19 protein-coding genes and 1 pseudogene are annotated in these 20859 nt (G+C 72.2%); 6 read left to right on the top strand and 14 right to left on the bottom strand.

The genetic code is table 11. From position 1 onward, the window contains the following. Window positions 1-170 precede the first annotated feature (170 nt). The 3 genes and pseudogenes from ACWEQO_RS11865 to ACWEQO_RS11855 all read left to right on the top strand — a co-directional run. Window positions 171-287: pseudogene (locus tag ACWEQO_RS11865) on the top strand (IS6 family transposase); the annotation flags it as partial. Window positions 288-547: 260 nt separating this feature from the next. Further along, entirely contained in the window at window positions 548-1957 is a 1410-nt protein-coding gene (locus ACWEQO_RS11860) for a cytochrome ubiquinol oxidase subunit I (RefSeq protein WP_452981750.1), read from the top strand. 33 nt (window positions 1958-1990) lie between these two features. Next, complete coding sequence (locus tag ACWEQO_RS11855) at window positions 1991-3007, top strand: cytochrome d ubiquinol oxidase subunit II (protein ID WP_452981747.1); 1017 nt, start codon at window positions 1991-1993, stop codon at window positions 3005-3007. Window positions 3008-3017: 10 nt separating this feature from the next. Here the strand turns inward: ACWEQO_RS11855 and ACWEQO_RS11850 are convergent, their stop codons facing one another. The 5 genes from ACWEQO_RS11850 to ACWEQO_RS11830 all read right to left on the bottom strand — a co-directional run bounded on the left by ACWEQO_RS11850 (window position 3018) and on the right by ACWEQO_RS11830 (window position 9092). Then, window positions 3018-3497 (bottom strand): HIT family protein, encoded by a 480-nt coding sequence (locus ACWEQO_RS11850; RefSeq protein WP_452981744.1) that lies wholly within the window; start codon window positions 3495-3497, stop codon window positions 3018-3020. Window positions 3498-3720: 223 nt separating this feature from the next. Then, entirely contained in the window at window positions 3721-6291 is a 2571-nt protein-coding gene (locus ACWEQO_RS11845) for a SpoIIE family protein phosphatase (protein WP_452981945.1), read from the bottom strand. A gap of 126 nt (window positions 6292-6417) precedes the next feature. Next, entirely contained in the window at window positions 6418-7644 is a 1227-nt protein-coding gene (gene rocD, locus ACWEQO_RS11840; RefSeq protein ID WP_452981741.1) for an ornithine--oxo-acid transaminase, read from the bottom strand. Further along, window positions 7641-8453 carry a dimethylargininase gene (gene ddaH, locus ACWEQO_RS11835; protein ID WP_452981738.1) on the bottom strand — a complete coding sequence of 271 codons (813 nt, stop codon included), beginning with the start codon at window positions 8451-8453 and terminating at the stop codon, window positions 7641-7643. Before ddaH ends, rocD begins: the two co-directional genes overlap by 4 nt. Before the next feature lie 144 nt (window positions 8454-8597). Further along, window positions 8598-9092, bottom strand: coding sequence for an Lrp/AsnC family transcriptional regulator (locus tag ACWEQO_RS11830; RefSeq protein WP_452981735.1), 495 nt, complete (start codon window positions 9090-9092; stop codon window positions 8598-8600). Window positions 9093-9166: 74 nt separating this feature from the next. Between ACWEQO_RS11830 and ACWEQO_RS11825 the strand changes: the two genes are divergently transcribed. Further along, complete coding sequence (locus tag ACWEQO_RS11825) at window positions 9167-9343, top strand: hypothetical protein (protein ID WP_361462573.1); 177 nt, start codon at window positions 9167-9169, stop codon at window positions 9341-9343. A gap of 33 nt (window positions 9344-9376) precedes the next feature. Here ACWEQO_RS11825 and ACWEQO_RS11820 read toward each other — a convergent pair whose 3' ends face one another. The 8 genes from ACWEQO_RS11820 to ACWEQO_RS11785 all read right to left on the bottom strand — a co-directional run bounded on the left by ACWEQO_RS11820 (window position 9377) and on the right by ACWEQO_RS11785 (window position 18014). After that, complete coding sequence (locus ACWEQO_RS11820) at window positions 9377-10582, bottom strand: sensor histidine kinase (protein ID WP_452981731.1); 1206 nt, start codon at window positions 10580-10582, stop codon at window positions 9377-9379. Then, the gene (locus ACWEQO_RS11815) at window positions 10579-12291 is read right to left on the bottom strand and encodes a sodium/solute symporter (protein ID WP_361462569.1); all 1713 of its coding nucleotides are present in this window, start codon (window positions 12289-12291) and stop codon (window positions 10579-10581) included. Before ACWEQO_RS11815 ends, ACWEQO_RS11820 begins: the two co-directional genes overlap by 4 nt. A gap of 25 nt (window positions 12292-12316) precedes the next feature. Next, window positions 12317-12712, bottom strand: a complete 396-nt coding sequence (locus tag ACWEQO_RS11810; RefSeq protein ID WP_361462567.1) for a hypothetical protein — start codon at window positions 12710-12712, stop codon at window positions 12317-12319. A 9-nt stretch (window positions 12713-12721) separates the two neighbouring features. Next, window positions 12722-13492, bottom strand: a complete 771-nt coding sequence (locus ACWEQO_RS11805; RefSeq protein ID WP_361462564.1) for a LytR/AlgR family response regulator transcription factor — start codon at window positions 13490-13492, stop codon at window positions 12722-12724. A gap of 129 nt (window positions 13493-13621) precedes the next feature. Beyond that, window positions 13622-14572, bottom strand: a complete 951-nt coding sequence (locus tag ACWEQO_RS11800) for a cytochrome c oxidase assembly protein (RefSeq protein WP_361462562.1) — start codon at window positions 14570-14572, stop codon at window positions 13622-13624. A 156-nt stretch (window positions 14573-14728) separates the two neighbouring features. Continuing rightward, a complete protein-coding gene (locus ACWEQO_RS11795) occupies window positions 14729-15754 on the bottom strand; it encodes a 6-phosphofructokinase (protein WP_361462560.1) in 1026 nt (341 codons plus the stop codon). Between the two features lie 249 nt (window positions 15755-16003). Beyond that, on the bottom strand, window positions 16004-16732 hold the full coding sequence (locus ACWEQO_RS11790) for a type 1 glutamine amidotransferase (protein WP_361458855.1): 729 nt from the start codon (window positions 16730-16732) through the stop codon (window positions 16004-16006). 43 nt (window positions 16733-16775) lie between these two features. Beyond that, window positions 16776-18014 (bottom strand): Mur ligase family protein, encoded by a 1239-nt coding sequence (locus tag ACWEQO_RS11785; protein ID WP_361458853.1) that lies wholly within the window; start codon window positions 18012-18014, stop codon window positions 16776-16778. 148 nt (window positions 18015-18162) lie between these two features. Here ACWEQO_RS11785 and def point away from each other — a divergent pair, with 148 nt between their 5' ends. After that, the gene (gene def / locus ACWEQO_RS11780; protein ID WP_452981724.1) at window positions 18163-18708 is read left to right on the top strand and encodes a peptide deformylase; all 546 of its coding nucleotides are present in this window, start codon (window positions 18163-18165) and stop codon (window positions 18706-18708) included. 3 nt (window positions 18709-18711) lie between these two features. On the opposite strand, the gene ACWEQO_RS11775 is transcribed toward def, so the two are convergent. Further along, window positions 18712-19353 (bottom strand): TetR family transcriptional regulator, encoded by a 642-nt coding sequence (locus ACWEQO_RS11775; protein ID WP_361458849.1) that lies wholly within the window; start codon window positions 19351-19353, stop codon window positions 18712-18714. A gap of 182 nt (window positions 19354-19535) precedes the next feature. Here ACWEQO_RS11775 and ACWEQO_RS11770 point away from each other — a divergent pair, with 182 nt between their 5' ends. After that, the gene (locus ACWEQO_RS11770) at window positions 19536-20765 is read left to right on the top strand and encodes an acyl-CoA dehydrogenase family protein (protein ID WP_452981720.1); all 1230 of its coding nucleotides are present in this window, start codon (window positions 19536-19538) and stop codon (window positions 20763-20765) included. Window positions 20766-20859: the final 94 nt, after the last annotated feature.

Below are 20859 nucleotides of genomic sequence, written 5' to 3'. Positions count from 1 at the left end.
GTCATGGAAGGCCGAGTGCCGCGACAGAGAGCGCAGGACGCCGTCGGCGGCCCCGCGGTCATCGCTTTCACCTGCCCGGGCGACCGGTGCCCAGGGCCACGGTCTCCTCCCGCCCCGCCGTGGGGGCGGCCAGGAGGAGATCCGCACCATCCAGGTGACCGGCTTCCCACTCCCCGGGAGCGGCCCAGCGGTCCCTCGCAGCCTTCAGCGGCATCCTCTCCCACTTCCGGCCGCGACGACACCTGATGACCGCCGACGAACACCGCCTCCAGACGACCACCCGCTTCACCCCTGGAGCCGGAGCGGGCCGTGCTGTCGCGGGAGGCTCTCTTCGCCGAGGCCGCACATGTCTCGGCCGAGCGTGCCGCGGGGCGGATCGCCGCCGAGACGATCAGTCCGTACCCTTTTGGCCTGGCCGACCGGTGACGGCCTGCCCGGTCTTCTCGCCGAGGCCCCTCACCACGCCCCGACCTGCCTTTCGCACCGTCGGTTCACTGTTTCGCCGGATACCGGTTTCGACCGTCCGATCTGGGTACTGACGGGTTCCATGACCCACACTCTGCTCACCGGCCCGTGGGTGCTCATCGGATACGCGGCCGACCGGGTGTCGGAGGGCGATCTGGCGGCGGCGCGGGCGCAGATGGGTTTCTCCCTCGCCTGGCACATCGTCCTGGCCTGCCTGGGTGTCGGGCTCCCGGCGCTGACGCTGCTCGCCGAGTGGTACGGCATCCGCACCGGCAACCCGGCGTACCGCTTGCTGGCCCGCCGGTGGGCGCGTGCCATGGGGGTGCTGTTCGCCGTGGGCGCCGTGTCCGGCACGATCCTCAGCTTCGAGATGGGACTGCTGTGGCCCGGCCTGATGGGAAGGTTCGGTCAGGTGATCGGGCTGCCCTTCGCGCTGGAGGGCATCGCCTTCTTCGTGGAGGCGATCTTCCTGGGCATCTACCTGTACGCGTGGGACCGGCTGCCACCCCGCCGCCATCTGCTGACCGGCCTCCCCATCGTGATCGCGGGCACCGCGTCGGCGTTCTTCGTCGTGTGCGCGAACGCCTGGATGAACCAGCCGCGCGGTTTCACCCTGCGCGAGGGCAAGGTGGTCGACGTCGATCCGTGGGCGGCGATGCTCAACCCGGCCAGCCCGCCGCAGACCGTGCACATGATCCTGGCCGCCTTCATGGTCGCGTCGTTCCTGACCGCCTCCGTGTACGCCGTGGCCATGCTGCGCGGGCGCCGCGACACCTACCACCGGGCGGGGTTCTTCATCCCCTTCACGCTGGGCGCGATCGTGACACCGTTCCAGATCGTCGTGGGCGACTGGGCGGCACGCTTCCTGGCCGACTACCAGCCGACCAAGCTCGCGGCCGCCGAAGGCGTCTACCGCACCGGTTCGCACGTACCGCTGACGATCGGCGGCGTCGCGGGTGACAACGGGCTGAAGTACGGCCTGGAGATCCCCAACGGGCTGTCGCTGCTGATCGGTTACCGTCCCGACACTGTCGTCAAGGGCCTCGACCGTGTGCCGCCCGCCCAGCATCCGCCGGTCACCGGTGTGCACTGGGCGTTCGACCTGATGGTCGCCGCCGGCTTCTTCCTGCTCGCCCTCGGCGTGTGGCTGCTGTGGGCGTGGTGGCGCCGTCGCCGCACCGGCGGCGAGCTGTCCACCCCCCGCCTCTTCCTGGCGCTGGCCGCGGTCGGCGGCCCGGCCGCGGTGGTGGCCCTCGAATGCGGCTGGACCGTCACGGAGCTGGGCCGTCAGCCTTGGATCGTGTGGGGCCTGATGAGCGTGCGCGACGCCGTCAACCCCGCTCCCGGCCTGATGACCGGACTGTGGCTGGTGCTTGTGGTGTACGCCGCCATGACCGTCGCGACCGTCTACGTCCTGCGCCGCCTCGCCCGGGGCACCCCGGTGCCGCGCGCACCGCAGGAGGAGGATGTCACCGGGTATCCCGTCGTGTGACTCTCCCGCAGCCCGTTGTACGACCCCCTGGAGGTGACTGTGCTCGCGGATGCGGCGCTCGCCGTGATGTGGGTGGGCCTGACCTGCTACGCCCTGTTCGGAGGGGCCGACTTCGGCGCCGGAGTCTGGGACCTGCTGGCCGGCGGCGCCGAGCGCGGCCGGGCCCGGCGCGGGCTCATCGAGCACAGCATCGGGCCGGTCTGGGAGGCCAACCACGTGTGGCTGATCTTCGTGGTCGTGATGCTGTGGTCGGCCTTCTCGCCGGTGTTCGCCGCGGTGATGTCCACCCTGTACATCCCGCTCACCCTCGCCGCGTTGGGCATCATCGCCCGGGGCGCCGCCTTCGCCTTCCGCAAGGCGAGCACCGAACTGTGGCAGCAGCGGCTGTTCGGCGCGTGCTTCGCGCTGTCGTCGCTGCTGACGCCGTTCTTCCTCGGCACGGTGGCGGGCGGTGTCGCCTCCGGCCGCGTTCCGCCGGGGCTCGCCGAAGGCGACGTGGTCACCAGCTGGCTCAATCCGACGTCGCTGCTGGGCGGGCTGCTGGCCGTGGCGGCCTGTGCGCACCTGGCGGCGGTGTACCTGTGCGCCGACGCGCACCGGGAGGGACGACCGGAGCTCGCCGCGGCCTTCACCCGCGACGCGGTGGTCAGCGGCCTGGTGTCGGGCGTCGTGGCCCTCGCGGGCATCGCGGTGCTGAACGCGGACGCCCCCGAGTTGTTCCACGGACTGACCCACCGGGCACTGCCACTGGTGATCATCAGCGCGGTGGCCGGTCTGACCGGCCTCGGCCTGCTGGTCCGGCAGCGCTTCGTGGCCGCCCGCGCAGCCGCGGCCCTGGCGGTCGCCGCCATCCTGTGGGCGTGGGGCGCAGCCCAGTACCCGGCCCTGCTGGTCGGCAGCACGACGGTGACCGAGGCCGCGGCGAGCGCCTCCGTGCTGTCGGCGGTCCTCGGGGCGCTGGGCGTGGGAGCGGTGGTGCTCGTCCCGTCGCTGTGGCTGCTGTACGCCACCTTCCAGCGAGGGGCCGCCGACCAGCACTCGTCGCGGTGAACCGGAGCGCCTACCCGCCCGGCACGTCCCGGGGAGTTCCACGGCGGTCTCCGCCGCGGTTCAGGCGCGCCCTGATCAGGGCGGCGTCGTGGTCGAGGGCGGCACGGGACCGCTCCTGCCACCTGACCTCCAAGCGGAACCGGTCGTCCGCGGTGCGGGGGAAGACGTGCACGTGGAGGTGGAAGACCGTCTGATCGGCGGCCTCCCCGTCGGCGAGGAACACGTTCACTCCCTCGCACGGCAGCCCCGAGCTCCGCAGGGCCCGCGCCAGCAGGTGGACGACGCGGAACAGATGGGCCATCAGGGCCTCATCGATGTCCTCCAGACCTGCCGCGTGCGTCTTGGGGACGACGAGGAGGTCTCCGGGCGCAGCCGGGTGGATGTCCATGAAGGACAGGACCAGCTCGTCCTCGTACACGCGGCTGGCCGGCACCCGGCCGGAGACGATGCCGCAGAAGGCACAGGCCGGATCCCCGGCGGACAGTCCCATGGAGACAGCATGCGACAGCGGCGGCTTCGACGAGGGCGTCGTGCCCGACGGCGACACGGCGCCGCTCCGGGGCGATCGCCGTCCGTGCCGTGACCACCACCTCGACGCCGGAACGACGTGGGTTTTTCGTGATGCGGGTGGATCGGGCGCGGTGGGGGAGAGTTCCGGGAGGAATGCGTGCCGGAGACGCCCTTCCGGTGGAGGCGGCGCCCTGACCGGAGCGTCATTCCGAAGGGAAGAGCATCTCGAGAGGGAGCTCGTCCGGCCCGGTCAGCGACTGCTCGGCCCAGATGACCTTCCCGTCGGGAACGAAACGGGTGCCCCACCGCTGGGCGAGCTGCGAGACCAGCAGCAGCCCGCGTCCGCCCTCGTCCATGGCGCGGGGATGACGCAGGTGCGGGGTGGTGGCGCCGCCGTCGAACACCTCGCAGACCAGCGCGTGCTCCCGGAGCAGCCGGAGGCGGACGGGGCCGACGGCGTGCCGGATGGCGTTGGTGACCAGTTCGCTGACGATCAGCTCCGTGGTGAAGACCAGCTCGTCCAGCCCCCAGTGGGCGAGCTGCCGGGTGGCCGTCCTGCGGGCCTCGGCCACCACGGCCGGATCCGACGGCAGGTCCCAGACTGCCACCTGGTCGGAGTCCAGGAGCCGGGCACGGGCCATAAGCAGTGCCACGTCGTCGTACGGGCGGACCGGCACCAGGGCGTCCACCACGGCCCGGCACCGCGTTTCCAGCGAGGGCTCGACCCCCTGCAGCGCCTGTCGCAGCCGGTCCTGGCCGCCCGCGGTCGAACCGGTCTCCGTGTCGGTCAGCAGACCGTCGGTGTACAGGGCGAGGATGCTGCCCTCGGTCAGGGACAGTTCCCTCGCCTCGAACGGCGGGCCGCCCACGCCGAGCAGGGGCCCCGACCGCAGATCGACGAAGCCGACCGTGCCGTCGAGCGCCACCAGGGCGGGCGGGGGATGGCCCGCGGAGGCCATCGCGCACCGGCCGTCCACCGGGTCGTAGACGACGTACAGGCAGCCGGAGCCCACGGCCTGGCCGTAGTTCCCCTCCGGCTCGTCCGGATCGGTGCCCTCCTCCCGCGCCGACCGCGACACCAGGTCGTCGAGGTGCGCGAGCACCTCCGCGGGCGGCAGGTCCTGCGCGGCCAGGGTCCGTACGGCGGTACGCAGCCGGCCCATCGCCGCGGCGGCGGCGATGCCGTGCCCGGGGACCTCCCCGACGACGAGGGCGACGCGGGCACCCGAGAGCGGGATCATGTCGTACCAGTCGCCGCCCAGACCGGTCAGTTCGTCGGACGGCCGGTAACAGGCCGACGCCTCGACGGCGTCCAGCTCCACCAGCCGACGGGGCAGCAGGCTGCGCTGCAGTACGAGCGCCGCGTCGCGCTCCCTGGCGTAGCGCCGGGCGTTGTCCACGCAGACGGCGGCGCGGGAGACGAGGTCCTCGGCCAGGGCCAGGTCCTCCTCGCTGAAGAGCTCCGGGCGGCGCCGGAAGAAACCGGTGACGCCCAGGGTGATGCCCCGGGCGCGGATCGGCACGACCATCGCGCTCTGCAGACCGAGCTCGAGGAAGGTGGCCTTCCGGCCGTCCGGCGCGCCGTCGATCCACTCCGTGGCGAGCGGGTCGAGCTGCTCCTGACGCCAGGACAGGCCCGTGGCCAGACAGTGGACCGGCGGTGAACCGGCCAGGAAGTTCGTCACCGAGTCCGTCTCCCGGACCTTCCGCGGCAGGTCCTCGTAGAGCGACCGGTGGCCCGCGCGGCGCAGCGGCACCCTGTCCGTCTCCGTGAGGGGTCCGGGCGGCAGCTCGGCGCCCCGCACCACCGTCTCCAGCAGGTCCACGACCGCGAGGTCCGCGAGTTCCGGGACGGCGACGTCCGCCAGCTCCTGGGCGGTGCGCATGACGTCCAGCGTGCGGCCGATGCGTTCGCCGGCCCGGTCGAGCAGGGCGAGCCGCTGCCGGGCACGGTGGCGCTCGGTGATGTCCACGACGCTGTAGTAGACGCCCATCGGGCGGCCCCGCTCGTCGTCGAGCCGGGTGAACGACAGCATGTGCGCCGTCTCGCGCAGCGGCGCCGAACGGACCTGGCCGACGTACTCGTGGCCGACCACCGGCTCGCCGGTCTCCAGCACGTGGCGCATCTGAGCCTCGACGGACTCGGCGTCCAGGCCGGGCTGGACGTCGGCGAACCGCAGGCCCAGCCGCTGCCGGGCCGGGCCGCCGCCGAACTGCTCCAGGGCGGGGTTCGACCACACGTACCGCAGTTCCGTGTCCACGATCGCGAGCCCGATCGACGCTCCGGTGACCATCTGCTCGAGCACCGCGGGGCTCAGGTCCCAGCCGGCGGAGCGGCTCATGTCCCGGCCGACGGGACCGGCCAGCTCCGACAGCAGCGCCAGCAGGGACGAGCGGCCCCGCGGTTCCACGGTCCGCATGAGCCGGACCATGACGGGGACCGGCCGCCCGTCCCGGTGCCGGGCCGTCATCGGGCCCGCCCAGCCCTCGTCCGCCCGGCAGCGCCCGACCAGGTCCGGAACCCGCTCGGCGTCCTCGGCGGTGAGCAGCTCGGCCAGCTTCCTGCCCACCGCCTCGACCGCCGGATACCCCAGCAGCCGCTCGGCCGGACCGGTCCAGTTCGTCACGACGCCCTGCGGATCGAGCAGCAGGGGAGCGGCGTCGGCGACGTCGAACCCCTGCCGGGCAACGTCCGGCTCCTCGTGTCCGTGCTCGTGTCCGCCCACGGCCGACCTCTCTGTCGCTGAGAGTGGTCTACCACCTCTTGTTCCCATCTTCACCCGGGAACCGGGCAGGGGGCTTCCCGGACGCCGGCCGGAGACCCCTGTTCCCCGCCCTCCGGACGGCTGCCACGCAGGTCAGGCGGGCGGGAACGGGTTGGCGGCCGGGGCCCCGGCGGGTCAGCCGCCCTGGCCCAGCACCTTCCCCAGCGTCTCCAGGGCCTCCTGGAGCTCCTCGCCCCGGACGGTGAGCGGCGGGGCCAGCCGGATGGTGGACCCGTGGGTGTCCTTGACCAGGATCCCCTCCCGCATCAGCCGCTCGCTCACCTCCCGGCCGGTGCCCAGCACGGGGTCCACGTCGACGCCCGCCCACAGTCCGCGCGAGCGGAAGCCGACGACGCCCCTGCCGACCAGGGCTTGCAACCCGCCGCGCAGCACCACGCCCAGTTCCGCCGCCCGGCGCTGGAACTCGCCCGTCTCCAGCAGCTCCACCACCGCCGTGCCGACGGCCGCGGCCAGCGGATTGCCGCCGAAGGTCGACCCGTGCTCCCCGGGGTGCAGCACCCCGAGCACCTCCCGCCGGGCCACCACGGCCGACACCGGGACGATGCCGCCGCCCAGCGCCTTGCCGAGCAGCACCATGTCCGGGACGACCGACTCGTGGTCCACGGCCAGCGTGCGGCCCGTGCGTCCCAGTCCCGACTGGATCTCGTCCGCGACGAACAGGCACCCCGCGCGGCGCGTCAGCTCCCGCACGCCCGCCAGATAGCCGTCGTCGGGGATGTTCACTCCTGCCTCGCCCTGGATCGGCTCGATCAGCACCGCGGCCGTCGTCTCGTCGACCGCCGCCTCCAAGGCCGGCAGGTCGTTGTACGGCACGATCCGGAAGCCGGGCGTGAAGGGCCCGAAACCGGCGCGTGCGGTCTCGTCCGTGGAGAAACCGACGATGGTCGTCGTCCGGCCGTGGAAGTTGTCCGCCGCGACCACGATCGTCGCCCGGTCGGCCGGGACGCCCTTCACGTCGTAGGCCCACTTGCGGGCCACCTTCACCGCGCTCTCGACCGCCTCCGCGCCGGTGTTCATGGGCAGCACCATGTCGAGCCCGGTCAGCGCCGCCAGCCGCTCCGCGAATTCGGCGAGCCGGTCGTTGTGGAAGGCGCGCGAGGTGAGCGTGAGCCGGTCCAGCTGACGGTGCGCCGCCTCGATCAGCGCGGGATGCCGGTGGCCGAAGTTGAGCGCCGAGTAGCCGGCCAGCATGTCGAGGTAGCGGCGGCCCTCCACGTCCTCCACCCACACGCCCCGGGCGCTCGCGACGACCACGGGCAGCGGATGGTAGTTGTGTGCGAGGACCGACTCCTCCGCACCGATCAGCTCGGCGGACGAACGGGTACGGACGGCAGAGGTCATGAGCGGATCTCCTGGGTGCAGCACTTGATCCCGCCGCCTGCCTTGTGGAACTCGGACAGGCCGACGGGGACGGGGACGTAGCCGCGGTCGGCGAGCCGGGCGGCGAGGCTTGTGGCTTCGGGGGAGATGAACACGTGGCGCCCGTCGGAGACGGAGTTCAGGCCGAACGCCGTCGCGTCCTCGCGGGTCGCGGTCACCGCGTCCGGATACAGCCGGGCCAGCACCTCGCGGCTCCCCGGTGAGAACGCCTCCGGGTAGTACGCGATGTTCTCCTCGTCCAGGGTGAACAGGGCCGTGTCCAGGTGGTAGAAGTACGGATCCACCAGCGTCAGGCTGATCACGGGCACGCCGAAGAACTCCTGTGCCTCCCGATGCGCCTCACGGGTGGTGCGGAACCCGGTGCCGGCGAGGATCCAGCGCCCGGCGGGAACCAGGTCGCCCTCGCCCTCGCACACCGACTCGGGACGGTGGACGTCGAAGCCCTCCGCCTTGAACCAGCTCTCGTACGGCACGGACTCGGGGCGCCGCTCGGGTGCCAGGAACAGGGAGCCGAGGACGCGGCCCCCGACGACGACCGCCGCGTTCGCGGCGAACACCATGTCGGGCAGTCCGGGCACGGGCCGCACGGTCTCCACGGTGTGACCGTGCGCGCGGTAGACGTCGACCAGCGTCCGCCACTGCCGCTGGGCCAGGAGGAGGTCGACGGGACGATCGGGACGCATCCAGGGGTTGATCGCGTACCGCACGGCGAAGTGCACGGGGTCGCAGACGAGATAGCGCCGTGGGGACGGCACACGGGGAACGGTCACAGAGGGGTTCCTCCGCTTCCACGCGGTGTCATCAGGGGTGAGTCCACGGTAGGAAGCGACCGGGGCGCGCGACAAGGAAGGAGAGTTGCGTGTTCACGCAGGAATACTGCGTGTTCCCGCTGCCCGACGCACGTCCGCTGCGTGTTACCCCGGTTCCCGGGGGGCCGGCTGGCTCGCCCCCGCCTCCGGACTCTCCGGGATCAGATGGGACAGCACCATCACACTGATCGTCTTCCGGATGAACGGCTCCGCACGGATCCGCTCCAGCACCTCCTCGAAGTGGTCCACGTCCCGCGCCCGCAGATGCAGCAGGGCGTCCGCGCCACCGGTCACCGTCATCGCCGCGGCGATCTCCGGGTGGTTGCGCACCACCTCCGCCAGCCGCCGGGGCGGCGCCGCCCCCTCGCAGTACACCTCGACGTACGCCTCCGTGCGCCACCCCAGCGCCGACGGCCGCACCGTCGCGGTGAAACCGGTGATCACCCCCGTCTCGCGGAGCCGGTCCACCCGGCGCTTGACCGCCGTGGACGACAGTCCGACGGCCGTGCCGATCTCGGCGAAGGACGACCGGGCGTTCGCCATCAGAGCGGTGACGATCTTGCGGTCGAGCTCGTCGAACGGTGCGGGACTGCTGCTCATACCGGCACCGTAACGGCAGAACCGGGGCACCATGGAGGGAAACCGAACACCAGGACCATGAGGAGGGTGTCGCGATGCCCGGTTCCCACAACGGTTCGAACTCGACGAAGACCATGGGAGTGCTCACCGTCGGCGGCCTCGTGGCCGTGACGGCCTACACGGTGGCGCTCGGCAGCAACGGATGGCTGTGGTTCGGCTGGGTCGTCCTGGGACTGATCACCCTCGGAATGGTGGCCACGCGCAGCGCCTGAGCCGCCCGTGGCGTTCGGCGCTCCCCTTGGCGCTCACCTCGGCGTGAGCCGCCCCGCCAGGTGCACGCCCGGCTGGTACTTCGGCAGCCGGACGGTGACCCTCATGCCCGCGCCCACCGCGGTCTCGATGACGAGGCCGTGGTCGTCGCCGTAGACCTGGCGGAGCCGGTCGTCGACGTTGGACAGCCCGATGCCGCCCGTGTGGTCGACCTCACGGGCGAGGACGCGCCGCAGCAGGTCGGGGTCCATGCCGGCGCCGTCGTCCTCGATCACCACGAGGGCCTCGGCGCCGGCGTCCTGTGCGGTGATCTGGATGTGGCACTTGTCGGCCTTGCCCTCGAGGCCGTGCTTGACGGCGTTCTCGACGAGCGGCTGCAGACAGAGGAAGGGCAGCGCGACCGGCAGCACCTCGGGGGCGATCTGCAGGGTGACGGAGAGGCGGTCGCCGAAGCGGGCGCGGACCAGTGCCAGATAGTGGTCGATGGCGTGGAGTTCGTCGGCGAGGGTGGTGAAGTCGCCGTGCCGGCGGAACGAGTAACGGGTGAAGTCGGCGAACTCCAGGAGCAGTTCGCGGGCGCGCTCGGGGTCGGTGCGGACGAACGAGGCGATCACGGCGAGCGAGTTGAAGATGAAGTGCGGGGAGATCTGGGCCCGCAGCGCCCTGAGTTCGGCCTCGATGAGGCGGGTGCGGGACCGGTCGAGGTCGGCCAGTTCGAGCTGGACGGAGACCCAGCGGGCCACCTCCCCGGCCGCCCGGACCAGGACCGCGGACTCGCGGGGCGCGCAGGCGACGAGCGCGCCGTGCACCCGGTCGTCGACGGTGAGCGGGGCGACGACGGCCCAGCGCACCGAGCAGTCGGGGGTGTCGCAGCTGAGCGGGAACGCCTCACCGCGGCCGGAGTCGAGGGGCCCGGCCAGCCGTTCCATGATCTCAGTGCGGTGATGGGCGCCGGCGCCGTCCCAGACGAGGACCTGTTCGCGGTCGGTGAGGCACAGGGCGTCGGTGCCGAGCAGCGAGCGCAGTTTGCGGGCGGATCTGCCGGCGGTCTCCTCGGTCAGGCCCGCCCGGAGCGGGGGCGTGGCCAGGGAGGCGGTGTGCAGGGTCGCGAAGGTGGCGTGCTCGACGGGCGTGCCGAGCCCGGCGAGGCTGGCGGGCCGGGCGGTGCGCCGGCCGAGCCAGAAGCCCGCGGCCAGCAGGGGCAGCACGGCGACGCACAGCCCCGCCAGGAATCCGCTCACGTGGACACCTCCGTCCGCAGCTCCTCCGGCAGGTGGAACCGGGCGAGCACCGCCGCCGTGCCGGGCGGCACCCGGCCGGGGGTGGCCAGGGAGACCAGGACCATGGTGAGGAAGCCCAGCGGCACCGACCACAGGGCGGGCCAGGCGAGCAGCGCGTGCAGCGCGCCCCGCCCCGGGAAGCCGGCCATGGTCGCGGCGACGGCGAGGAAGGCGGAGCCGCCTCCGACCAGCATGCCGGCCGCCGCTCCGGGCGGGGTGAGCCGGCGCCACCAGATGCCGAGGACGAGCAGCGGGCAGAACGAGGACGCCGACACGGCGAAGGCGAGCCCGACCGCGTCGGCCACCGGCAGCCCGCCGACCAGGATGCTCGCTCCGAGCGGGACGGCCATGGCGAGCAGCGTGCCGAGCCGGAAGTGCCGCACGCCGCGTGAGGGCAGGACGTCCTGGGTGATCACGCCGGCCACGGCCATGGTCAGCCCGGACGCCGTGGACAGGAACGCGGCGAAGGCGCCCCCGGCGACCAGCGCGCCGAGCAGGTCGCCGCCCGTTCCTCCGATCATGCGGCCGGGCAGCAGGAGCACGGCGGCGTCCGCGCTGCCGGTGAGGGTGAGGTCGGGGGCGTACAGCCGGCCGAGGGCTCCGTAGACCGGGGGCAGCAGGTAGAAGGCGCCGATCAGGCCGAGGACGGCGACGGTGGTGCGCCGGGCGGCGACGCCGTGCGGGCTGGTGTAGTAGCGGACCACCACGTGCGGCAGGCCCATGGTGCCGAGGAAGGTGGCGAGGATCAGCCCGTACGTGGCGTACAGCGGGCGTTCCTCACGGGACTCGGCCCGTGAGGGCGACAGGGCGTCGTCGGCGCCCCGTCCGGCGGCCGGGACCTCGGTTCCCTCGGCGAAGGTCAGCCGGGTGCCGCCGTCGATGCGGTGGGTGCCGGCGGGCAGGCGGAGCTCGGTGCCCGCGTGCTCACGGCCGTCGACGGTGCCGTCGACGGTCACGGTCAGCGGCTCGGCGAGCCGCAGGTCGAGGGTGGCGTCGATGCGGACGACACGCTGTTCGCGGAAGGCGGCGGGTTCGTCGAAGGCATGGCTGGGCGCCCCGTCGCTCTGCCAGGCGAGGACCAGGAACAGCGCGGGCACGAACAGGGCGGTGAGCTTGAGCCAGTACTGGAAGGCCTGCACGAAGGTGATGCTGCGCATGCCGCCGGCGGCGACGATGACGGTGACCACGACGGCGACGATCACCCCGCCGAGCCAGCCGGGGGCGCCGGTGAGCACGGTCAGGGTGAGTCCCGCGCCCTGGAGCTGGGGCAGCAGGTAGAGCCAGCCGACGCCGACGACGAAGGCGCCCGCGAGCCGCCGCACCGCCTGCGAGGCGAGGCGGGCCTCGGCGAAGTCGGGCAGCGTGTAGGCGCCGGAGCGGCGCAGCGGGGCGGCGACGAACAGCAGCAGGACCAGGTAGCCGGCGGTGTAGCCGACCGGGTACCAGAGCATGTCCGGGCCCTGGACCAGGACGAGGCCCGCGATGCCCAGGAAGGAGGCGGCGGAGAGGTACTCGCCGCTGATGGCGGCGGCGTTCAGCCGGGGGCCCACGGTACGGGAGGCGACGTAGAAGTCGGAGGTGGTGCGGGAGATGCGCAGGCCGAAGGCGCCGACGAGGACGGTCGCCAGCACGACGAGCGCGACGGCGGGGACGGCGTAACTGGAGTTCACGGTACCGGCGTTCCGTTCCCCGCCCTCAGCGGTCCTCGACGAGCCGCACGAAGTCGCGTTCGTTGCGTTCGGCGCGGCGCACGTACCAGCGGGCGAGCAGGACCAGCGGGGGGTACAGCCCGAAGCCGAGGACCGCCCACTCCAGCCGCCGGGCGTCCGGGGCCGCGGCGAAGACCAGCGGGAGCGGGCCGACGAGCAGCATGAGGACCGCGAACACGATGAGACCGGTGCGCAGCTGGATGCGCATCAGGGAGCGGACGTAGGTGTGGCCGAGGGTGGTCTGCTCGTCGATCTCGATCCGCGGGCGGTAGTAGCCGAAGGCATGGGGGTACCGCCCGCGCGAGCGGAGCCGAGCGTGGGGGAGGGCGCGGCGGGGCGGGCCGGTGACGACCACGCGGCGCTCGGTCGGGTCCTGGGGCACGCCGTCCCCCTAGCCCGTGGTCCGGCGCATCAGCAGGTCCCGCAGTTCACGGGTGTGCCGCCGGCTGACCTGGAGCTCCTCCGAGCCGATCAGGACGCTCACGGTCCCCGCGTCGAGCCGGAGCTCCCCGATGTGGCGCAGGGCCACCAGGTGGCGGCGGTGGATCCGGACGAAGCCGCGCGAGCGCCAGCGTTCCTCCAGGGTGGACAGCGGTATCCGCACGAGGTGGCTGCCGCGGTCGGTGTGCAGCCGGGCGTAGTCGCCCTGGGCCTCCACGTGCGTGATGTCCTCGACGGCGACGAAGCGGGTCACCCCGCCGAGCTCGACGGCTATGTGGTCCGGGTCGGGCTCGTGCACGGGGATGCGCGGGGTGCTGCCGTGCTGGGCCGCGGCGCGCGGTTCGGCGACGCGGCGGACCGCTTCGGCCAGCCGCTCCTTGCGGACGGGCTTGAGGACGTAGTCGACGGCCTTGAGGTCGAACGCCTGGACGGCGAAGTCCTCGTGGGCGGTGACGAACACGACGAGCGGCGGGCGGGCGAACCCGCCGAGCAGCCGGGCGAGGTCGAGTCCGTCGAGGCCGGGCATCTGGATGTCGAGGAAGACGACGTCGATGGCCTCGGGGCCGTCGGGTCCGGACTCCAGGGCGCGGTTGATGCGGCGCAGCGCCTCGGTCGCGTCACCGGCGCCCTCGGCGCTGCCGATGCGGGGGTCCGCGTTCAGCAGGTAGAGCAGTTCCTCCAGCGAGGGGCGTTCGTCGTCGACGGCCAGAGCGCGCAGCATGAAGGTGGAGTCTAGGCGGGAAACCCACGTCTGGACATGTGCCGGACGTGGGCGTTCCCGCAAGATCCGGTGGGGGGAAGCGGGGAATCGGGGGAAGCGGTGGAAGGGGAGAGGGGGACCGGGGAGGGCTCAGTTCCCGCGTGCGTGCAGGGAGGCCAGGTAGGCGTTGTACGCCTGCAGCTCCTTGTCGCCGTCCCGGTCCGCAGCGCGGTCGGTGCGCTTGGCGTGCCGCTTCTCCGAGGCGTACCACTGGAAGAGCAGCGCTATCAGCACCAGCACGGACGGGACCTCGCTGAACGCCCAGGCGATGCCGCCGGCCGCGTTCTGGTCGGCGAGCGCGTCGATGCCGAGCGAGGCCGGCGGGTTCGCGAACGTGCTGACCATCGGCGTGGACGCCATCATCACCGCGATGCCGAAGAACGCGTGGAAGGGCATGCCCGCGAACAGCTCCAGCATCCGCATCAGGTAGCCCGGCCGGTGCGGGCCCGGGTCCACGCCCATGATCGGCCAGAAGAAGACCAGGCCGACGGCGAGGAAGTGCACCATCATCGCGATGTGCCCCACCTGGGAGCCCATCAGGAAGTCGAACAGCGGGGTGAAGTACAGCCCGTACAGGCTCGCGATGAACATCGGGATGGTGAACATCGGGTGGGTGACGACCCGGATGTAGCGGCTGTGCAGCAGCATCAGCAGCAGCTCGCGCGGCCCCTTGCGCCCGCGTCCCGCCGGTGGCAGCGCGCGCAGCGCGAGCGTGATCGGGGCGCCGAGCAGGATCAGGATGGGCGACACCATGCTGATCATCATGTGCTGCACCATGTGCACGCTGAAGATGACCATGCCGTACTCGTTCAGCCCGGTGCACATCATGAGCAGGATGCTCAGCACACCGAGGGCGAACGAGACGGTCCGCCCCACCGGCCACTTGTCGCCGCGCCGCGTCAGGCGCACCACCGCCCAGCCGTACAACGCCAGCGCCAGCAGGCAGGAGACGAGGAAGAACGGCTCGGTCGACCATGCGAGCCCTCGGGCCAGCGTGAACGGAGGCAGGTCCATGGTCATGCCGTGCCCGCTGTGATCCATCAGGCGGCTCCTGATTCGTGGGGGTTGTGCGCTGTCTGTCCGCACCAGAGTAGAACCGTCCCCCGCCGCGACTGCGACCGGGGGCGGTTCCGCGCACGGGTGCCGCGGGAGATCATGAGCCCGGGACGACCCGGACCCCGCGGGAGGCCGCGGGCGCTACAGGACGAACTCCGCCTCCACGTAGCGGTCCTCGGGCACCGTCTTCAGCGTCTCGACGGCCTCCGCCAGCGACACCGTCACGATGTCCGTTCCGCGCAGCGCCGTCATCATCCCGAACTCCCCGCGGTGCACCGCCTCCACCGCGTGCCAGCCGAAGCGGGTGGCCAGCACCCTGTCGTACGCCGTCGGCGTCCCGCCGCGCTGGGTGTGCCCGAGGATCACCGGACGCGCCTCCTTGCCGAGCCGCGACTCCAGTTCCACGGCGAGCTGCCGCGCGATCCCGGCGAACCGCTCATGGCCGTAGACGTCCTTGCCGCCCTCGTCGAAGGCCATGGTCCCGGCCTTCGGCTTGGCGCCCTCCGCGGCGACCACGATGGCGAACCGCTTGCCCGCCGAGAACCGCGCGCCGACCGTCGCGGTCAGCTCCTCGATGTCGAAGGGCCGCTCGGGCACCACGATCGCGTGGGCGCCGGCCGCCATGCCGGAGTGCAGGGCGATCCAGCCGGTGTGCCGGCCCATGACCTCCACGATGAGCACCCGCTGGTGGGACTCGGCGGTCGTCTTCAGCCGGTCCAGCGCCTCGGTCGCCACCCCGACGGCCGTGTCGAAGCCGAAGGTGACGTCCGTGACGGCGATGTCGTTGTCGATGGTCTTCGGGACGCCCACTATCGGCAGGCCGTGGTCCGACAGCAGCCGGGCCGCCTTCAGCGTGCCCTCACCGCCGATCGGGATGATCGCGTCGAGGCCGAGGTCCCGGACATGGCCCCTGGCCCGCTCCACACCGTCCCGCAGATGCTCGGGACGCACCCGGGAGGAGCCGAGGATGGTGCCGCCGCGGGCGAGGATGCCGCCCACCGCGTCGAGGTCGAGCTTGAGGTAGTCGCACTCCAGGAGGCCCTTCCAGCCGTCCCGGAAACCGATGACCTCGTCACCGTGGTCGACGACCGCGCGGTGCACCACGGACCGGATGACGGCGTTCAGACCGGGGCAGTCTCCGCCGGACGTGAGGACACCAATACGCATAGCCCGAAACAACCTTCTCGCCGTGGGCCGGGACCGGACCGCGTCGTCCGGCTCGATCCCCGCCACCCTAGCGGCATCCGGGGGTGGGTCCGCAGCGCACGTCCGCCTACTGGACGAGCCCGCTCACCTGTGCGGACCAGCCGTCAGACGGGCCGGTGACACCCCCGTGAACGCCTCGGCCCGCGCGCCGGTGTCCACGGGTTCGTGGACACCGGCGCGCGGGCCGGGGCGGACGTCGTGGCGCGGGTCCTACGCGGGCTGCTGCGCGGCCGCGATGCGCTCGTTGCGCAGTGCCTCGTACCAGTGGTCGTCGGTCGGCGGCAGCGCGTTGACGTCGAGCGCCAGCTTCAGCAGCAGGTCCGCGAGCTGCGGGTTGCGGGCCAGCACCGGGCCGTGCATGTACGTGCCGAACACGGTGTCGTTGTAGGCGCCTTCGGTGCCGTCCCCCGTGCCGTTGCCGTTGCCGAAGCGCACCTGGGCGAGCGGGCGGGCCGTCGGGCCGAGGTGGGTGACGCCCTGGTGGTTCTCGAAGCCGGTCAGCGGCGGCAGGCCGAGCCGCGCGTCGATGTCCCCCAGCACGTCGCCGACGCACCGGGCGCCCTCGCCGCGCACCGAGACGACGTCGAGCAGGCCGAGACCGGGCTCGCGCTGGCCGAGGTCGTTGATGAACTCGTGGCCGAGGATCTGGTAGCCGGCGCAGACCGAGAACACGATCGCGCCGTTCTCCACCGCCCGGTGCAGTCCGCCGTCCCGGCGCAGGCGCTCGGCCGCGAGCCGCTGCGGACGGTCCTCACCGCCGCCGATCAGGTAGATGTCGCCGGAGGTCGGGATCGGCTGGTCGCTGCGCACGTCGAGCCGGGCCACGTCGAGGCCGCGCTGCCGGGCCCGGCGCTCCACGACGAGCACGTTGCCCTGGTCGCCGTAGGTGCTGAGCAGGTCGGGGTAGATCCACACGATCCGCAGACCGTTGTCGCTCATGAAGTCACTGTCCTTGTGAGTACGTCGCGATACGTCGCCCGCGTCAGTTGCCGACGCGGCGGCGCAGGTCCTGGAACGCGGTGTAGTTGGCGATGACCTCGATCCGGCCCGGCGGGCACTGCTGCAGCGCCTGGTCGAGGTCGTCGCAGACCTGGAACTGCTGGTTCGCGACCTCGAGCCGTACCGCGAGGTCCAGCTTCCGGTCGCCGAGGACGACGATCGGATGACCGGTCAGCCGGGTGTAGTCGACGTCCCACAGCCAGGAGGTGTCGGTGCCGTCGGCGGAGCGGGCGTTCACCGAGAGGATCACCGGGGCGGGCGGCGGGTCGATGAGGGAGAACGTCTCCAGCCAGCCCGCGGGGTTCTTGGCGAGCAGCAGCCGCAGGTCACGGCCCTGGTACTGGACGACGTCGTAGCGGCCGGCCACGGCCTGCACCTGGTACATGCGCTCCAGGGCGACCTGCGGCGGCACCCCGAACACGGCGGCGACGGCGGCGGAGCTCGCGGCGTTGGCCTTGTTGGCGCGGCCCGGCAGCTGGAGGTGGATCGGCCAGGCGGAACCGTGCGGGTCGAGGACGTGGTCGTCGGAGAGCGCCCAGGACGGGGTGGGGCGGCGGAAGCCGCACTCGCCGCAGAACCAGTCGTCGTCGGGGCGCTGCATCACACCGCCGCAGGACGGGCACGACCAGGCGTCGTCCTTCCACATCTGGCCCGCGGCGACCCAGATCACATTGGGGGAGGAGGAGGCCGCCCACACCACCAGCGGGTCGTCGCAGTTGGCGACGAGGACGGCCTTGGAACCGGCCAGGCCCTCGCGCCAGTTCTCCGCGAGCATCCGGGTCTCGCCGGCCCGGTCGAGCTGGTCGCGGGAGAGGTTGAGCAGGGCGATGCACTTGGGGTCGGTGTCCCGGGCGACGCCGGCGAGGTACTTCTCGTCGACCTCGATGACACCGAACTTCGCCTCCGAGCCGCCCGCGAGCGCCGAGGTGATGCCGGCGGGCATGTTGGCGCCGAGGGCGTTGGACACGACCGGTCCCGCGGCGCGCAGGGCCTCCGCGATGAGCCGGGTGGTGGTGGTCTTGCCGTTGGTCGCGGAGACCAGGATGCAGTCCAGGTTCTGTGCGAGCCGGGCGAGGAGATCGGGGTCGAGCTTGAGCGCCACCCGGCCGCCGATCACCGAACCACTGCCGCGTCCCGCGGCGCGTGATGCCGCTGCGACCGCCTTGCCCGCGGTCACGGCCAGCTTGGCCCGCGGCGAGAGCGGGTCCGAGTTGCCTGCCATCAGTTCTCGATCCTCCTTGCGTACGCGCCGCGCCTGTGGCTGGCGGCCACGTGGTGTGGGCCTCAGCCTATCGAGGTCCATTCGCACTCCAGAACCATGGCACCACCGATGAGACGGGCGTTGTTGAGAGGACCGTACTCTGAGCACCATGCGACACGGTTCCATCCCGGGCGTCCGCGGACGCGTCCGGCCCCTCACCCTGCTCGGCGACCCGGTGCTGCACGCACCCTGCGCGGAGGTCACCGACTTCGGTCCGGAACTGGCCCGCCTCGTGGAGGACTTGTTCGCGACGATGTACGCCGCGCAGGGGGTGGGCCTGGCCGCCAACCAGATCGGTGTGCCGCTGCGGGTGTTCGTGTACGACTGCCCGGACGACGAGGACGTCCGTCACCTGGGCCATGTGGTCAACCCACGGCTGGTCGAGACGGACGGTGTGGTGGTGCGCGGACCGGAGGGCTGTCTGTCCCTGCCCGGCCTGGAGGCGGGGACGGAACGTCACGACCACGCGGTCGTCGAGGGCCGCACGGTGACCGGGGAACCGGTCACCGTGCACGGCACCGGGTTCTTCGCCCGGTGCCTGCAGCACGAGTGCGACCACCTGGAGGGCCGCGTCTACGCCGACCGGCTGACGGGCCTGCGCCGGCGCAGGCTCGCCCGCCAGGTGCGGCGGGCCTCCTGGAGCGGGCGCGGCTGAGGATCAGAAGCCGGGGCCGCCGACCCGGTCGTCGGCCGCTGCCAGCCGGCCCCACAGCAGATCGGCCAGGCTGCGCACCAATTCGGCCCGGGAGCAGGGGCGTTCGCCGAGCCACCAGTCGCCGGCCGCGTGCATCATGCCGACGATACCGTGCCCCCAGACGCGGGCCAGCTGCTGGCTGCCCGGTCCGAGGTCCAGCCGCTCCTCGATGACCTGGGCCAGTTCCTCGCCCATGCGTCGCAGCAACGGCGCCGAGTGCTTGCCGACGTCGAAGCCCTGGTCGCCCGGTGAGCCCTCGGCCGGGTGCATCAGGAACCGGTACACCTGGGGGCGCAGCTCGATGGCCGCGAGGTAGGTGTCGAGGGTGTTCTCGACCCGCTCGCGCCGGTCCGCAGGGGCGTCCAGTGCCTCCCGCAGCGAGGCCAGGAGGGCGTCGGTGTGCCGCTGGGCCAGGGCGGCGTACAGTCCTCCCTTGTCACCGAAGTGCCGGTAGAGGATCGGTTTGGTGATCCCGGCCTCGGCCGCGATCGCGTTCATGGAGGCATGGGGGCCCTCGCGGAGCACCACCCGGTCGGCGGCCTCCAGCAGCTCGCGCCGGCGGCGGTCGGCGGACCGCTGCTGATCGGTCCGCTGTGTGGTGTCCATGATCTCTCCCCACCCGTGCTGATTCGGTGACGCCTGCGCAAACTAACACTGACGGCGTGCCGGGTATCGGACGGGATCGGGCGGGATCGGAGGGCTCCGGGGGAGTTGACTTTCCCTACCGGCCGGTAACAGACTGCTTGTTACCGCAAGTAACATGCACGTGCGCCGCCGCTGGAGGGGACATGGCCGAGTTCACCATGGAACTCAACGAGGAACAGAAGGAAGTCCGTGACTGGCTCCACGGCTTCGCAGCCGATGTGATCCGCCCCGCGGCCGCCGAGTGGGACGAGCGCGAGGAGACACCCTGGCCGGTGATCCAGGAGGCCGCCAAGGTCGGCATCTACTCCCTCGACTTCTACGCCCAGCAGTACTTCGACCCCACCGGCCTCGGCATCCCCACCGCCCTGGAGGAGCTCTTCTGGGGCGACGCCGGCATCGCCCTGTCGATCGTCGGCACCGGCCTCGCCGCCGTCGGCGTCCTCGCCAACGGCACCGAGGAGCAGATCGGCACCTGGATCCCGCAGATGTACGGCGACGCCGACGACGTCAAGCTCGCCGCCTTCTGCTCCTCCGAGCCCGACGCCGGCTCCGACGTGGCCGCCATGCGCACCCGCGCGGTGTACGACGAGGCCAAGGACGAGTGGGTGATCAACGGCACCAAGACCTGGGCGACCAACGGCGGCATCGCCAACGTGCACGTCGTCGTCGCGGTCGTCGACCCGGAACTCGGCTCCAAGGGGCACGCCTCGTTCATCATCCCGCCGGACACCCCCGGCTGCTCCCAGGGGCAGAAGTTCCAGAAGCACGGCATCCGGGCCTCGCACACCGCCGAGGTGGTCCTGGACGACGTGCGCGTCCCCGGCTCCTGCCTGCTCGGCGGCAAGGAGAAGCTCGACGAGCGCCTCGCCCGTGCCCGGGAGCGCGTGGGGCACGAAGGGGCGGAGAGGGTGAAGAACGCCGCGATGGCCACCTTCGAGGCGTCCCGCCCGGCGGTCGGCGCCATGGCGGTGGGCACCGCCCGCGCCGCCTACGAGGTCGCCCTGGAGTACGCGCAGACCCGCGAGCAGTTCGGCCGCCCGATCATCGACAACCAGGGCGTCGCCTTCCAGCTGGCCGACATGCGCACCCGGATCGACGCCGCCCGCCTCCTGGTGTGGCGTGCCTCCTGGATGGCGGTCAACGGCAAGCCGTTCACGGCGGCCGAGGGATCGATGTCGAAGCTGTACGCCAGTGAGACGGCCAAGAAGGTCACGGCCCAGGCGATACAGATCCTCGGCGGCAACGGCTACACGCGCGAGTATCCGGTGGAGCGGATGCACCGGGACGCCGCGATCTACACCATCTTCGAGGGCACGAGCGAGATCCAGCGCCTGGTCATCGCCCGCACCCTGTCGGGCATGCCCATCCGCTGAGTCCCGGCGCCGGGCCGTCACCCCGCCGGGGCACGCCGGGTTCCGCGGCCCCGGCTCCTGGGGGACGATCGTGGAGGAGCCGGCCGCACGACCG

It is taken from the genome of Streptomyces sp. NPDC004051 (assembly GCF_053604275.1).
This window is presented reverse-complemented; position numbering and strand designations above follow the sequence as displayed.

Excerpts from the sequence above, each read along its gene's own strand:
- ACWEQO_RS11830 (WP_452981735.1), bottom strand. The coding sequence starts at position 9,092 with ATGAGCAGCAGTCCCGCACCGTTCGACGAGCTCGACCGCAAGATCGTC.
- ACWEQO_RS11805 (WP_361462564.1), bottom strand. The coding sequence starts at position 13,492 with ATGCTGCGCGCTCTGGCCGTCGACGACGAACGCCCCTCGCTGGAGGAA.
- ACWEQO_RS11785 (WP_361458853.1), bottom strand. The coding sequence starts at position 18,014 with ATGGCAGGCAACTCGGACCCGCTCTCGCCGCGGGCCAAGCTGGCCGTG.
- ACWEQO_RS11770 (WP_452981720.1), top strand. The coding sequence starts at position 19,536 with ATGGCCGAGTTCACCATGGAACTCAACGAGGAACAGAAGGAAGTCCGT.
- ACWEQO_RS11860 (WP_452981750.1), top strand. The coding sequence starts at position 548 with ATGACCCACACTCTGCTCACCGGCCCGTGGGTGCTCATCGGATACGCG.
- ACWEQO_RS11775 (WP_361458849.1), bottom strand. The coding sequence starts at position 19,353 with ATGGACACCACACAGCGGACCGATCAGCAGCGGTCCGCCGACCGCCGC.
- rocD (WP_452981741.1), bottom strand. The coding sequence starts at position 7,644 with ATGACCTCTGCCGTCCGTACCCGTTCGTCCGCCGAGCTGATCGGTGCG.
- ACWEQO_RS11850 (WP_452981744.1), bottom strand. The coding sequence starts at position 3,497 with ATGGGACTGTCCGCCGGGGATCCGGCCTGTGCCTTCTGCGGCATCGTC.
- def (WP_452981724.1), top strand. The coding sequence starts at position 18,163 with ATGCGACACGGTTCCATCCCGGGCGTCCGCGGACGCGTCCGGCCCCTC.
- ACWEQO_RS11845 (WP_452981945.1), bottom strand. The coding sequence starts at position 6,291 with ATGGGAACAAGAGGTGGTAGACCACTCTCAGCGACAGAGAGGTCGGCC.
- ACWEQO_RS11800 (WP_361462562.1), bottom strand. The coding sequence starts at position 14,572 with ATGGATCACAGCGGGCACGGCATGACCATGGACCTGCCTCCGTTCACG.
- ACWEQO_RS11795 (WP_361462560.1), bottom strand. The coding sequence starts at position 15,754 with ATGCGTATTGGTGTCCTCACGTCCGGCGGAGACTGCCCCGGTCTGAAC.
- ACWEQO_RS11790 (WP_361458855.1), bottom strand. The coding sequence starts at position 16,732 with ATGAGCGACAACGGTCTGCGGATCGTGTGGATCTACCCCGACCTGCTC.
- ACWEQO_RS11825 (WP_361462573.1), top strand. The coding sequence starts at position 9,167 with ATGCCCGGTTCCCACAACGGTTCGAACTCGACGAAGACCATGGGAGTG.